At 67.2% G+C, this 13106-nt stretch carries 13 protein-coding genes; 2 read left to right on the top strand and 11 right to left on the bottom strand.

The window, feature by feature from the left end; translation table 11 throughout:
• Positions 1–31: 31 nt before the first annotated feature.
• Positions 32–1048, bottom strand: coding sequence for a translation initiation factor IF-3 (gene infC, locus ACN9M4_RS07375; RefSeq protein ID WP_426302889.1), 1017 nt, complete (start codon positions 1046–1048; stop codon positions 32–34).
• A gap of 403 nt (positions 1049–1451) precedes the next feature.
• Between infC and ACN9M4_RS07370 the strand changes: the two genes are divergently transcribed.
• Positions 1452–1838: a DUF1844 domain-containing protein gene (locus ACN9M4_RS07370; RefSeq protein ID WP_426302888.1), complete on the top strand. Its 387-nt coding sequence runs from the start codon at positions 1452–1454 to the stop codon at positions 1836–1838.
• A gap of 99 nt (positions 1839–1937) precedes the next feature.
• On the opposite strand, the gene ACN9M4_RS07365 is transcribed toward ACN9M4_RS07370, so the two are convergent.
• The 8 genes from ACN9M4_RS07365 to ACN9M4_RS07330 form a co-directional block, all read right to left on the bottom strand.
• A complete protein-coding gene (locus tag ACN9M4_RS07365) occupies positions 1938–3239 on the bottom strand; it encodes an MFS transporter (RefSeq protein ID WP_426302887.1) in 1302 nt (433 codons plus the stop codon).
• Between the two features lie 51 nt (positions 3240–3290).
• On the bottom strand, positions 3291–4229 hold the full coding sequence (locus ACN9M4_RS07360) for an SseB family protein (RefSeq protein WP_426302886.1): 939 nt from the start codon (positions 4227–4229) through the stop codon (positions 3291–3293).
• The gene (gene priA / locus ACN9M4_RS07355; RefSeq protein ID WP_426302885.1) at positions 4229–4975 is read right to left on the bottom strand and encodes a bifunctional 1-(5-phosphoribosyl)-5-((5-phosphoribosylamino)methylideneamino)imidazole-4-carboxamide isomerase/phosphoribosylanthranilate isomerase PriA; all 747 of its coding nucleotides are present in this window, start codon (positions 4973–4975) and stop codon (positions 4229–4231) included. The genes ACN9M4_RS07360 and priA overlap by 1 nt, the downstream gene beginning before the upstream one ends.
• Positions 4976–5008: 33 nt before the next feature.
• Positions 5009–5167 carry a hypothetical protein gene (locus tag ACN9M4_RS07350; protein ID WP_426302884.1) on the bottom strand — a complete coding sequence of 53 codons (159 nt, stop codon included), beginning with the start codon at positions 5165–5167 and terminating at the stop codon, positions 5009–5011.
• A 1-nt stretch (position 5168) separates the two neighbouring features.
• A complete protein-coding gene (gene hisH, locus ACN9M4_RS07345; RefSeq protein WP_426302883.1) occupies positions 5169–5927 on the bottom strand; it encodes an imidazole glycerol phosphate synthase subunit HisH in 759 nt (252 codons plus the stop codon).
• Positions 5924–6550, bottom strand: a complete 627-nt coding sequence (gene hisB, locus ACN9M4_RS07340) for an imidazoleglycerol-phosphate dehydratase HisB (RefSeq protein ID WP_426302882.1) — start codon at positions 6548–6550, stop codon at positions 5924–5926. Before hisB ends, hisH begins: the two co-directional genes overlap by 4 nt.
• 40 nt (positions 6551–6590) lie before the next feature.
• Positions 6591–7709, bottom strand: a complete 1119-nt coding sequence (locus tag ACN9M4_RS07335; protein WP_426302881.1) for a histidinol-phosphate transaminase — start codon at positions 7707–7709, stop codon at positions 6591–6593.
• A 90-nt stretch (positions 7710–7799) separates the two neighbouring features.
• A complete protein-coding gene (locus tag ACN9M4_RS07330) occupies positions 7800–8156 on the bottom strand; it encodes a LysM peptidoglycan-binding domain-containing protein (protein WP_426302880.1) in 357 nt (118 codons plus the stop codon).
• 347 nt (positions 8157–8503) lie between these two features.
• On the opposite strand from ACN9M4_RS07330, the gene lexA reads away from it, so the two are divergent.
• Positions 8504–9250 carry a transcriptional repressor LexA gene (gene lexA, locus ACN9M4_RS07325; RefSeq protein WP_426302879.1) on the top strand — a complete coding sequence of 249 codons (747 nt, stop codon included), beginning with the start codon at positions 8504–8506 and terminating at the stop codon, positions 9248–9250.
• 57 nt (positions 9251–9307) lie between these two features.
• On the opposite strand, the gene ACN9M4_RS07320 is transcribed toward lexA, so the two are convergent.
• Together ACN9M4_RS07320 and hflX are read right to left on the bottom strand one after the other, a co-directional pair.
• Positions 9308–11359 carry an ATP-dependent DNA helicase gene (locus ACN9M4_RS07320; protein ID WP_426302878.1) on the bottom strand — a complete coding sequence of 684 codons (2052 nt, stop codon included), beginning with the start codon at positions 11357–11359 and terminating at the stop codon, positions 9308–9310.
• On the bottom strand, positions 11352–12911 hold the full coding sequence (gene hflX, locus ACN9M4_RS07315; protein WP_426302877.1) for a GTPase HflX: 1560 nt from the start codon (positions 12909–12911) through the stop codon (positions 11352–11354). The genes ACN9M4_RS07320 and hflX overlap by 8 nt, the downstream gene beginning before the upstream one ends.
• Positions 12912–13106 lie beyond the last annotated feature (195 nt).

The raw sequence follows: 13106 nt of genomic DNA, 5'->3' as shown, positions 1-13106 counted from the left end.
CCGGGCGGAAGCGTTGCTTCCTGCGGCGTGACTAGTTGGTCTTGCGCGCTGCCGGCTTGGCCGGCTTCGGTGCCGCCGGGCGGGCGACGGGCTTCGGAGCCGCAGGCTTTGCCATGGGCTTCGGAACCGCGGCAGCTGCCGGCTTCGGGGCGGCGGCGGGCTTCGGTGCTTCCTCAGCCGGAGCCGCTTCCTCAACCGGTGCTGCTTCCGCGGCGGCCGGCGTTTCCTCGACGGGAACGTCCGCCACAGGAGCTTCCGCAGCCGAAGCCTCCTCGACAGGGGCTTCCTCTGCGGGAGCTTCCGCAACCGGAGCCTCCTCGACAGGAGCTTCCTCGACCGGAGCTTCCTCGACAGGGGCTTCCGCAACCGGAGCCTGCTCGACGACGGTTTCCTCCACCGGGGTCTCGGCGGCCTGTTCCTCAGACTGGTTCAGGAGCCCTGCCGGAAGCAGGTCACCCAGGGTCTGGGTCAGCGGAGCGTCGTTGCCCGAAGTGTCGATCCGCGCTGCAGCCTTGGCCTCGTTCTGGGCCTTGGCCTCGGCACGCTGGGCGGCGCGGCGGGCTTCGGCCTTGGCCTCGGCCTTGTTCTTCAGCGGACCGATCACCATGACCATGTTGCGGCCGTCGATCCGGGGGCTGGATTCAACCACACCGACTTCGGCGACGTCTTCCGCGAAGCGCTGCAGCAAGCGGATGCCCATTTCGGGGCGCTGCTGCTCACGGCCGCGGAACTGGATCATGGCCTTCACCTTGTCACCGGCACCCAGGAAGCGGAGAGCGTGGCCGCGCTTCGTTTCGTAGTCGTGGGTGTCGATCTTCAGGCGGAAGCGGATTTCCTTCAGAACCGTGTTGGTCTGGTTCTTGCGGGCCTCACGGGCCTTGACGGCGGCTTCGTACTTGTACTTGCCGAAGTCCATCAGCTTGCACACCGGAGGCTTGGCCTGCGGTGCAACTTCAACGAGATCCAGATCAGATTCGGCAGCCAGGCGCAGGGCATCCTCGATACGGACAATTCCTACCTGTTCGCCGGCAGGGCCGACCAGCCGCACCTCGGGGACGCGGATACGCTCATTGATTCTTGGCTCGCTAATGTCAAAGCTCCTGTGGTTGTGGTGAGTATTCCACCGGCAAAAAGAGAAGGCCCCCAATTGCTGGTGCAATCGAAGGCCTCGAAAGATCGGGACCTGCCGGCAGGGCAGGCACGCACTGAACGGGAACAGTCCCGGACAATGTCCGACCAGATACCCGGCAACTTAACATCCCGTGAGGGAAACGGCTGACGCGGGTGGGAGAGAACTCCGCTTGCAAACTGAAAGTCAAGTCTACAGAAACAGCCCGCCAACTGCACATCGGGGGGCAGCTGCCGGACTTCGCTGGTCAAACGCTATGGTCCACATAGTGGTTCCACGGCAAAATGGCGACTCCCAGTCGGTCTGTGACAAGCTTACCAGCATGAGCACTTCAGACAGCAATTCACCCGACCGGACCGAGGAAGGCGACGACGCCGGACTGGCCCAGCAAATCCGCGATATTTCGGAGGTGCCGGCCGTGGAGGTCATCACCACCGGAGCGGTGCACCTGATGAGCGCAGCCGCCGTCAAGGTGGGCCTGGCCGACGGCCCCAACGCCGAGGAGCTCAAGGACCTGGATGAAGCCCGCAAGCTCATCACCGCCCTGGCCGGCCTCGTAACGGCGGCGGCCCCGGAAATCGGTTCGCAGCACGCCGGCCCCTTGCGTGACGGCTTGCGTTCGCTGCAGCTGGCGTTCCGCGAGGCGTCCCTGATTCCGGACGAGCCGGGCAAGGGCCCGGGCGAAAAGTTCACCGGGCCCGTCAACTAGGCCGGAAGCCAAAGCAAGCACAACGACGACGGCGGCCGTCCCCGGTGGGGCGGCCGCCGTCGTCGTCTGCTTTGTAAAACCTGCTGGCGGGCAATCCGGTTACTTCACCAGGGCCGCCCGGCGGATCTTCATCAGCACGAGGCCCGCAAGGCAGAGCGCGACGCCGGCAACGCCCACCGAAACGAAGCCCGCCCAGGAGCCGACGCCGTCAATGAAGACGCCCGCCAGCGGGGCACCGAGCGCGACGCCCGCGGTCAGCGCGGAGCCGTACCAGCCCATGGCCTCTCCCCTGCGTTCCTCGCCGACGAGCTCGGCAACCTTCTCCGACGCGGCAGACAGCACCGGGGCGCACAGCAGGCCCGGCAGCAGCGAAAGGAAGGCCAGGGTCCAGGTGTCCTTGGCAAGGCCCATCGGAATGGTCAGGGCGGCCATGCCGAGCAGGAGCAGCAGCGGCGAAACGGGCCGGTGCATCGCACCGTAGACCACACCGCCGACCACCGAGGCTGCGCACCAGAAGAAGAAGACGATGCCGAGCTCGGTCTGGTGCCCGGAGCGTTCCAGGATTGCCACGATTCCGACGTCGGTGCCGCTGAGCACCATGCCGGAACCTGCCGCGACGACGAACACCGCCGCCACCGAAACGGTGAGCCATGCGAAGTTCCGCACCACGTGCCCGCGGAGCCTGGCCAGCCTGGACCCGGCCGGCGCCAGTTCGGAGGCGGCTTCCTGGACGTGCGCCGCCGAGGCAACGATCGCGGCACCGGCGGCGGCGAGATCGTCCGCGGCGCGCGCGGCGCTTTCCTCCGCCGTACAGCTGTCCTCGGTGCGGGTGGGCGGGTTGAACCAGACCAGGAAAAGACCGGCCACCGACGCCGATACACCGACCGCGGTCAGGGCGACGGCGGAGTAGCCGCTCGTCGCCGCGATGGCGCCGACCGCGGGCCCGATCATGAACACCAGTTCGGTGAAGATGGAATCGAGGGCGAAAGCCGAGCGCCGCTGGTCACCCTCGACCAGCACGCCCAGGGACTGCCGGATGACGCTGAAGATGGGAAGGCTGAACAGGCCGCCCACGAAAACCAGGGGCAGCACCCACTGGTAGCTGACGTGGGGAACGACCGCCCAGATAAGCGCCTCGGAGATGATCGAAGGGATGAGGGCCTTGCGGAGGCCTGCCCGGTCCACGCGGCGGCCCCGCCAGGGCGCCCCGATGGCGATGCCGATGGTCATCAGCGCCGCGGCGGCACCGGCCGCCGCATACCCCTGGTTCAGGGTCAGCACGATGTGCAGCGTCAGGAGCACGCCGGCCGCCGAGTGCGGAATGCGTGCGATCAGGCCGATGATCAGCAGTTGCCTGACCGAAGGGACGGACAGCGTCTCCTTGTAGAGAGCGAAATTCACGAGCTACAACCTCTTTGTTCCCCGGTGGCTGCCCGGGAACCGGTGCAACCGTTACTTAGGCGCAGACTCCTGCGCCGCGCGCTGCAGCTTGACCTCGAGCGAGTCGACGTTCTCGGCAAAGGCGTCAAGCTGCGCCCACGCTTCGTTCAGGCGTCCCAGCAGCGCCTGCAGGGCAGCGGCGTCGAGGCCGTCGTCGAGGAAGAGCACCACCTGCAGTTCGGGGCCGGCACCGCCGCCGGCCACGGTCTGCCCTGTGGCCGTACGGGACGCCGTTCCGGCGCCCTGGCGGGTTTCCAGGCGTCGGACCGCCGGGAACTCCCGTGCCGTGGAAGCGAGAGCAGACTCCAGTTGATCATCCAGGTACGACGGCGTCCAGTCCCGCTGCTGTGCCAATGCCCACACTGCGGGCCTGCGGACCACGAACGTGACCTCGGAGCCCGGGTCCAGGACCAGCAGCTGGGCCCCTTCGGACACAGCGGAGAGAGCCGCACGGGCTGCGTAGACGGCAACGGGCCGGGCTTCCGGATGCCAGGATTCCAGCGCGGCCGCCGAGGTGAACACCGGCATCGCCGTCCGGCCGTCGGGCGCCTTCAGGGTGACCAGGGCCATGTCGGCCTGCTTGTCGGCCTGCAGGGTGTCACCGTGCGCAGCGGCGACTCCGTCGGCTTCCTCGGCCAGGGTTGCCATGACGGGCACGAAGACCCTTGCTGTGGCGAGCGCCTTGACGACGCCGGCTTCGCCGCCGCGCCCCTCAAGGAGCGCTTCGACTGCGGCGAGGTAGCCGGCGTCGGCGCTGCCGTCGTCGTCCTCGAAGTTGTGGATCTTCGCGGCGTCCCCGCTCAGGTCCCGGCCCGCCCACGGCGTGCCCGCCGAGTCGGTAGCTCCCCCGGCACCGGCCAGCGCCGCGGCAATGTGGCCCGGCAGTTCCCGCCTGGGTTTGGCATCCGCCGCCGTGCCCGGCCCTGCTGCCGGTTCCTGCTGCCCGTGCATCAGCGGCGGCCGGCTACGTCCAGGGCTTCGGGAAGCGTGAAGGCTCCCGCGTACAGGGCCTTGCCCACGATCGCGCCCTCGACCCCGAACGGCACCAGGTCGCGGAGAACGCGGAGGTCTTCAAGGCTGGAGATACCGCCGGAGGCCACAACGGGCTTGCCGGTCTTCTCGACCATCTGCTTGAGCAGTTCGACGTTGGGGCCCTGGAGCGTGCCGTCCTTGGTCACGTCGGTCACGACGTAGCGCGCGCAGCCGGCGTCCTCGAGGCGGGCCAGCACCTCCCAGAGGTCCCCGCCTTCCTTGGTCCAGCCGCGGCCGGCCAGGGTGGTGCCGCGAACGTCGAGGCCGACGGCGATCTTGTCGCCGAAGCGCTCGATGGCGCGCCGGGTCCACTCCGGGTTTTCGAGGGCGGCGGTGCCGAGGTTGACGCGGGCGACGCCGAGCCCGAGGGCACGCTCAAGGGACTCGTCGTCGCGCAGGCCGCCGGAGAGTTCGACCTTCACGTCCAGCTGCGAGACGACTTCGCTGATGAGGTCCGCGTTGTTCCCGCGGCCGAAGGCGGCGTCGAGATCCACCATGTGCACCCATTCGGCGCCGTCGTTCTGCCAGTTGAGGGCGGCTTCGAGCGGGGTGCCGTAGCTGGTTTCCGAGCCGGCCTCGCCCTGCAGGAGGCGGACGGCCTGGCCGTCCACGATGTCGACGGCGGGCAGCAGTTCCAGGACGGGAAGTTCAGGGGCGGTAGCCATGGGGATCCTCGGTGTTGGGGACGGAAGCGGGCGTCAGTTGCCCGGCAGGGTGAAGAGGTAGGCAGCCAGCAGCGCCATGGCAGCCAGCACGTAGAAGGAGATGGAGACCCAGCGGGGGCGCTTCTGCTGGTGGAAGGAGATTCCGCCGCCGATCAGCAGCCCGGCCGCGCCCATCAGGATGATCGACCACATTTCAGGCAGTGGCTTCCGGCGCGCCGGCGGCTTCCGGGGTCTCGACGGCCTTGGGGCGCAGGCCCTCGACCCAGTTGCGCAGCAGCCGCGCTCCGGCGTCGCCGGACTTCTCCGGGTGGAACTGGGTGGCGCACAGCGGCCCGTTCTCCACGGCCGCAATGAAGGGCGCGCCGTGCTCGGACCAAGTGACCATAGGAGGGGCCATCCGCGGCTGCGCGACGTCGAACTCCCACTTCTGCACCCCATAGGAGTGCACGAAGTAGAAGCGTTCGTCCTCGACGCCGGCAAACAGCTTGGAGCCTTCCGGCACCTTCACGGTGTTCCAGCCCATGTGCGGCACCACCGGGGCAGGCAGCAATTCCACCTTCCCCGGCCACTCCCCCATGCCCTCGGCTTCGGTGCCGTGCTCCACGCCGGCTTCGAAGAGAACCTGCAGGCCAACGCAGATGCCGAGCACCGGACGGCCGCCGGCTACCCTGCGGCCGATCATCCTGATGGCGTCGACCGCTTTCAGCTCACGCATCACGGTTTCGAAGGCACCCACGCCGGGCACCAGGAGGCCGTCCGCGTTCAGGACGTCCTCGGGCTTGGCGCTAAGGGTCACCTCGGCGCCGGCGCGCTCCAAGGCACGCACGGCGGAGCGCACGTTCCCGGAACCGTAGTCCAGGACCGTAACGGTGGGTTTGCCCTCAGGCGAAACGACGCGGCTGCCGGCATCGGGGTCGACGATGGCGCCGTTCTTGAGGATCTGCTTGCTCACAGGGCTCCCTTGGTGGACGGGATGCCCTCCACGCGGGGATCGGATTCCACGGCGGCACGGAGGGCGCGGGCAAAGGCCTTGAACTGGGCTTCGACGATGTGGTGCGGATCGCGGCCGGCCAGCACGTTCATGTGCAGGCAGATGCCGGCGTGCAGGGTGATGGCTTCGAACACGTGCCGGGTCAGCGAACCAGTGAAGTGCCCGCCGATCAAGTGGTATTCCTGGCCTGCAGGCTCACCGCTGTGCACCAGGTAGGGGCGCCCGGAGACGTCCACGACGGCGTGTGCCAGGGCTTCGTCGAGGGGCACGGTGGCTTCGCCGAATCGGCGGATTCCTGCCTTGTTGCCGAGGGCGGTACGCAGGACCTCGCCGAAGGTGATGGCGACGTCTTCCACGGTGTGGTGGGCGTCGATGTGGGTGTCACCGGTGGCCTTGACGGTCATGTCAATGAGCGAATGCTTGCAGAGCGCGGTCAGCATGTGGTCGTAGAACGGCACGGAAGTGCTGATGTCCGATACGCCGGTGCCGTCGAGGTTGATTTCGACGAAGACCGAGGACTCGCTGGTGGCGCGTTCCATGCGTGCGGTCCGGGCGGCTGCCGTAGTGGCGCCGTTTTCGCTCATTGAATTGTCCTTCGAGGAGAGGTGGGAATCAGCTTCAAGTCTAGGCCCGCGCGGGGGTCCGGCCGTCAAGCAGGGCTTCGAGGGCTTCAAGGAACGCTGTGGTTTCGGCTTCGGTGCCTGCAGTCACGCGCAGGTGTCCGGGGATGCCGACGTCGCGGATCAGCACACCGGCGTCGAGCAGGCCCTGCCACACCGCGTGCGGGTTCTCGAGGCCGCCGAAGAACACGTAGTTTGAGTCGGAAGCCGCCGGCTTCAGGCCCAGGCGGGTCAGTCCGTCCACGATCCGGTCACGTTGGACCTTGATATCTTCGACGTCGGCCATGAGGGCTTCGCGGTGCCGGAGGGCTGCGAGGGCAGTGGCCTGGGTGACAGCCGAGAGGTGGTACGGCAGGCGCACCAGCCGGATGGCGTCGGTGACCTCCGGGGCGGCCGCCAGGTAGCCGACGCGGGCACCGGCAAGGGCGAAGGCCTTGCTCATGGTGCGCGAGACAATCAGGCGTTCCCGGCCGGGCAGCAGGGTCAGTGCGCTGGGCGTGTCGTCGTGGGCGAACTCGTGGTACGCCTCGTCGACGATGACGATCGCCTGGCTTGCCTCCCCGGCTTCGTAGACGGCTTCGACGACGTCGAGGCCCAGGCCCGTGCCGGTCGGGTTGTTCGGGGAGCACAGGAAAACGATGTTCGGCTGCAGTTCCCGGACCTGGGCAGCGGCCGATGCGGCGTCCAGTCCGTAATCATCGGCACGGACGCCGGTGATGTAGGCCGTGTCGGTTCCGCTGGCTAGCAGCGGGTACATCGAGTACGTGGGAGGGAAGCCCAGGGCGGTGCGCCCGGGCCCGCCGAAGGCCTGGAGGATCTGCTGGAGGACCTCGTTGGAGCCGTTGGCCGCCCAAATGTTTTCGGGGCTGAGACCATGTCCGAGGTACTCGGCCAGAGCTTCGCGAAGCTCGGTGAATTCACGGTCCGGGTAGCGGTTCAGGCCCATGGCTGCCTTTGCCACCGCTTCGGTGATCGCGGCCTGGACATCCGAGGGAACACCATGGGTGTTTTCGTTGACGTTGAGCAGGATCGGAACATCCAGCTGCGGCGCGCCATACGGGCTCAGTCCGCGGAGGTTGTCCCGGAGGGGAAGTCGGTCAAGTCGCTCTAGCTGCTCACTCACCATGACAGTTTAAGGCGCAAGCACTGGTGCCCTGAAACTGTGACAGCCGCGGCCCGTCCCGGTGTTGCGGAGGGAATCAGGCGGCCGGGCTCAGGCGGCAGGTACGAACAGCTGCTGGCCGGGGACGATCCGGCCGCCTTCCAGGTTGTTCAGCTGGATGATCTCCACAATGACATCGCGCGGATCGCGTTCCGGCGCGGCGGCACCTGCGATGCCCCACAGGGACTGGCCGGCTTGCACCGTGACGGTGACCGTGGGGGTGGTGCGCAGCACGGTTCCCTCGTCGGCAGCCTTGGCCGGCGAATTCAGGAATCCCACCAGGGTCAGCAGGGCGGCAAGCAGGAGCATTGCCGGGATGCCGAAGAAGACAATGCGGCCACGACGGGTCAGGCGGAGGCGGCCGGGGACAGCCTGGGGAAATTCTCGGGTGATGGTGATGCCGGACATGAGCTGAGCCCTCCTGATGAAAAGCCTGCACCCGGACCCGCCCGGCACATGGCTGCCAATTCTCTCTTCCATCAGCGCCCAGCTCCCCGGCATTCGAATCCGATGTTCGAATCGAAGGGCGGCCGAACTGCTGACTTAGAACACATATTCGAACCTTGCTACGACATTTTTAGCACTTATCAACGAATGGTGTCGAGACTCGCTAGAACAAATGTTTGATAAAGCCCTGCGCCTGCCCTACGTTTGAGGGAAAGGAACAGGCACAGAAAAAGTGCATCAGGAGGGTCCGACATTTTAAGGACCCGCTCCCTGGCCAACGGCCCGGGCGGAACGGAAGGACGCGGCACATGGCAGCACGAGCCAACGGCAACGGGGTCTCCCCGCGGAGCCAGCAGCTGCCTAAAGCAGCCAAGGGCCTGACTGTCCGCCAGAAGAAGATCCTGGAAACGATCCAACGTTCCGTGAACGACAACGGCTACCCGCCCTCCATGCGCGAGATCGGGGACACGGTGGGTCTTGCCAGCCTCTCCAGCGTCACGCACCAGCTTTCCCAGCTCGAAAAGCTCGGCTACCTGCGCCGTGATCCGAAGCGCCCGCGCGCCATGGAGGTCCTCATGCCCCTGACCCTCGACGGCGGGGCGCAGATTCCGGGAGTCGAGGCGCCTGCCTCGCTGCGCAGCACCGGCGGGCTTGCCGTCACGGAACTGGCCAGCGCCAGCGACACTGCAATGGTCCCTCTCGTGGGCCGGATCGCCGCCGGTGGACCGATCCTGGCGGACCAAACCGTGGAGGACGTGCTTCCCCTCCCCCGCCAGCTTGTGGGCCACGGCGAGCTGTTCATGCTCAAGGTCGCCGGTGATTCCATGATCGACGCCGCGATCTGCGACGGTGACTGGGTGGTGGTGCGGCGCCAGAACGACGCCGTCAACGGTGACATCGTTGCGGCCCTGCTCGACGACGAAGCCACGGTCAAGACATTCCGGCAGCGGGACGGCCATACCTGGCTGCTGCCCCAGAACACCCAGTACGAGCCGATCCTCGGCGACCACGCAACGATCATGGGCAAGGTCGTCTCTGTGCTGCGCTCCCTCTAAGGGTTGCGTTCGCTCTAAGGGCTGCACTCGCGCTCTAGCAGGCGGGCCCGGGGTCTCTTAGCCGGTGCTCAACCGTTCAAGCGCCCCGCTGACCACGGAGCTGTCCGTCGTTGCCCAGAAGGGCGGCAGCGCAGCGCGCAGGAATCCGCCATAGCGTTCGGTCGAGAGCCTGGAGTCCAGGACGGCCACCACTCCCTTGTCTCCCGTCGTGCGGATCAGGCGCCCGGCGCCCTGGGCAAGGCGGATTGCAGCATGGGTCGCCGAAACCGCCATGAAGCCATTCCCGCCGGACTGCGCCACGGCGCGCGAGCGGGCGGTCATCAGGGGGTCATCCGGCCGAGGGAACGGAATCCTGTCGATCACCACAAGCCGGCAGGAACCGCCGGGAACGTCCACGCCCTGCCAGAGCGACATCGTGCCGAAGAGGCAGGTGTCCTTTTCGTCAGCGAACTGCTTCACGAGGGCGGCCATGGTTGACTCGCCTTGGCACAGGATGGACAGGTCCAGCCTGGAGCGCATCTGTTCGGCCGCTTCCTCGGCCGCGCGGCGGGAGGAGAACAGGCAGAGCGCCCCGCCTTTGGAAGCGCGGAGCAGGCGTTCCAGCTCGTCGAGGGCTTCGGGTGAGGTCCCGCGCCTTGGTTTGGGCAGGTGCGCCGCTACGTACAGCATCCCCTGTTTCGGATAGTCGAAGGGCGAGCCGACGTCCACCCCGGTCCAGCTTGGGGCACCCTCCCCCATCAGGCCGAGGCCGCCTGCCGCCGGTTCGAACGCCGCGCCGATGGCGAGGGTGGCGGAGGTCAGCACCACGGTGTGGTCCGCAAACAGGCCTTCGCGCAGGCGTCCGGCGACGCTCAGTGGGGCAATGTTGATCAGGGCCGGCGCACCTTCGTCCGGCGCCGAATAGCCTTGCTGCGGGTCAAAGCTGCTGGCGCGGGACAACCACACCACCTCGCGGTTTTCGCGGGCGGCGAGCAGCCGTTCGCACAGTTCCAGGATCAGCAGGAGGCGTGAACGCGCAAGCTGCCGGCCGCCGTCGACCGCGTTGGAGGAATCGCCCTTCGAGTCCGAAAGCGCGGCGCGGCAGGCTTCGCGGAGCTGGTCGATGCAGTCGAGCTGTTCGTCGTTGAGTCCGTTCGGCAACAGCCCGGAGGGCGCGTCGGCCAGGGCCAGCTCCAGCCGGTCCGCCGCCGAGTTCAGCGCGTCGACCGTGATGGCCGTGTGCTTGCGCGCGCTGGACGCCGCGGCGTGGATCATCGTCACCGAAAGCTGACCTGAGACGGCGCCGGTGACGCGGTCCTGGAGTTCGTGGGCTTCGTCCACGACCACGACATCGTATTCCGGCAGCACGGCCAGCCCTTCGAAGGCGCTGACGGCCAGCATCGCGTGGTTGGTGACCACGACGTCGGCCTCGGCAGCCCGTTGCCGGGCCAGCTCACTGAAGCACTCCTCGGCCAGCGGGCACTTCTGCGCGCCGAGGCATTCCATCGAGGTCACCGAGACCTGCCGCCATGCGCGGTCCGTCACGCCTGGCATGAGCTCGTCGCGGTCGCCCGTGGAGGTGGTTTCCGCCCACTCACGCAGGCGCAGCACTTCCTTGCCCAGCTGCGATGCGGTCCCGCCGATCGCGGCCGCCACGTGCGGGACGCTGGTGTCTTCCCCGAGGGAGAACAGCTGGCCCTCGGCCGGCTCCTCGCTGGGGAATCCGCCTTCGAGCTTGTGGCGGCACAGGTAGTTGGCCCGTCCCTTGACCAAGGCAACGATGACCGGCCGCTCCAGCAGGGGGTTGAGGGTTTCCAGGAGCCTCGGAAGGTCGCGCGCCACGATCTGGCTCTGCAGCGCAAGCGTCGCCGTGGACACCAGTGTGGGCTTGTTGCTGTCCATCGCGTGCGCGATCAGCGGAACCAGGTATGCGAGGGACTTTCCGGTTCCGGTGCCGGCCTGGACAAGGAGGTGCTCATTGTTCTCGATGGCGCGGGCGACATGGAGGGCCATGGTGTGCTGCCCGGTGCGGTTCTGCCCGTCCATCCCTGCGACGGCCTTGTCCAGGAGGTCCAGGGCGGTGCGTTCCGCCCTGGACCTTCCGGTGACCGGATTTTCCTGTTCAGCCATTGATGGCGAACTCGCCGAGTTCTGCTGCCAGGTTTTCGTGCACCATGGCAACCACCCGGGTGCCGCCTTCCTCATGCTCGAGGCTGAGGATTTCGGCGTCGGAATTGTGCAGCTTGTTGATCAATTCGCCGCGGTTGTACGGAATCAGCGCCTCAAGCCGGACGCCGGGCCGCGGAATCGCCGCGCTGATCGCTTCCAGCAGTTCGGCGATGCCCTGGCCGGTGCGGGTGGAGACAACGGCGTGCCGCGGTTCCTTCTGCTTCAGGCGCTCGACGACGAAAGGATCGGCCGCATCGACCTTGTTCAGCACGATGATTTCCGGAATCTTCCGGGCATCGACCTCGGCCAGCACGGTCCGCACCGCAGCGATCTGCCCTTCGGGATCGGGATGGGAGACATCAACGACGTGAAGGATCAGATCGGCGTCGGCCACTTCCTCCAGGGTGGAGCGGAAAGCCTCCACCAGCTGGGTCGGCAGGGAACGCACGAAACCGACGGTGTCAGCCAGTGTGTAGCCGATCCCGTCCGGGGTCTGCGCCCTGCGGACAGTCGGGTCGAGGGTGGCGAACAGGGCGTTTTCGACGAGGACACCGGCGTCGGTGAGGCGGTTGAGCAGTGAAGACTTTCCGGCGTTGGTGTAGCCCGCGATCGCCACCGAGGGAACGGCATTACGACGGCGGTTGGCCCGTTTGGTCTCCCGGGCCGGCTTCATGGCCGCGATCTCCCGCCGCAACTTGGCCATCCGAGTGCGGATGCGCCGGCGGTCGAGTTCGATCTTGGTTTCACCGGGACCGCGGGAACCCATGCCGGCTCCGGCGCCGCCCACCTGGCCACCGGCCTGGCGGGACATGGATTCACCCCAACCACGCAGGCGCGGCAACAGGTACTCGAGCTGGGCCAGCTCAACCTGGGCCTTGCCTTCACGGCTCTTCGCGTGCTGGGCGAAGATGTCCAGGATCAGGGTGGTGCGGTCCACCACCTTGACCTTGACGATGTCTTCCAGGCCGCGCCGCTGGGACGGTGCCAGCTCGGTGTCCACGACGACGGTGTCCGCCCCCGTTGACATCACAATGTCCCTGAGCTCCAACGCTTTGCCGGATCCGAGGTAGGTGCCGGGGTCCGGCTTGACCCGGCGCTGGACGATACCGTCCAGCACTTCCGAGCCGGCGGTCTCGGCCAGGGCCGCGAGTTCCCGGAGGGAGTTCTCGGCGTCGGCAAGGGTCCCCTCGGTCCAGAGGCCGGCGAGGACGACGCGCTCAAGGCGCAGCTGCCGGTATTCGACTTCGGTGACGTCCTCGAGTTCGGTGGACAGGCCTGCCGTGCGGCGCAGGGCGCGGCGTTCGGCCAGGTCTTCCTGCTCGCCGTCGTAAATGCTGTGTTCTTCGTCCAGGGTGGAAATCGCCTGGGCCTTGCCGAGCACGCCGCGGGAATCTTCGTCCCGCGCCGGTGCCGGCACATCCTTGGAGAGAATCCGGTCGATGACAGCCTGGATTTGTTCAGGACTCATGTCCTGGGCGTCGGAATCGGCTCCGGTGTTCTGCTGCGTGGTCATGGTCTCCTTAGAGGTTCGGCATATCCAGAATAGTGCCGTTTGATGTCTGATGGTGCGCGCTTCGCGCTGGGCTGACGCCTTTGCAGGACCAGACAGGAGATCCGGGCCGGGCACGGCTGCGGCGGGAACCGGAAACGCACGTGCGGTGGATCGATCTGTTGAGCTTCCGGCAGCCGGTGTGGTCGTCCTCGAGGG

The sequence above is a fragment of the Arthrobacter sp. R-11 genome (genome assembly GCF_049913155.1).
GTDB lineage: Bacteria > Actinomycetota > Actinomycetes > Actinomycetales > Micrococcaceae > Arthrobacter.
Note: the sequence above shows the minus strand (reverse complement) of the source record. Positions and strands in the feature narration are given on the sequence as shown.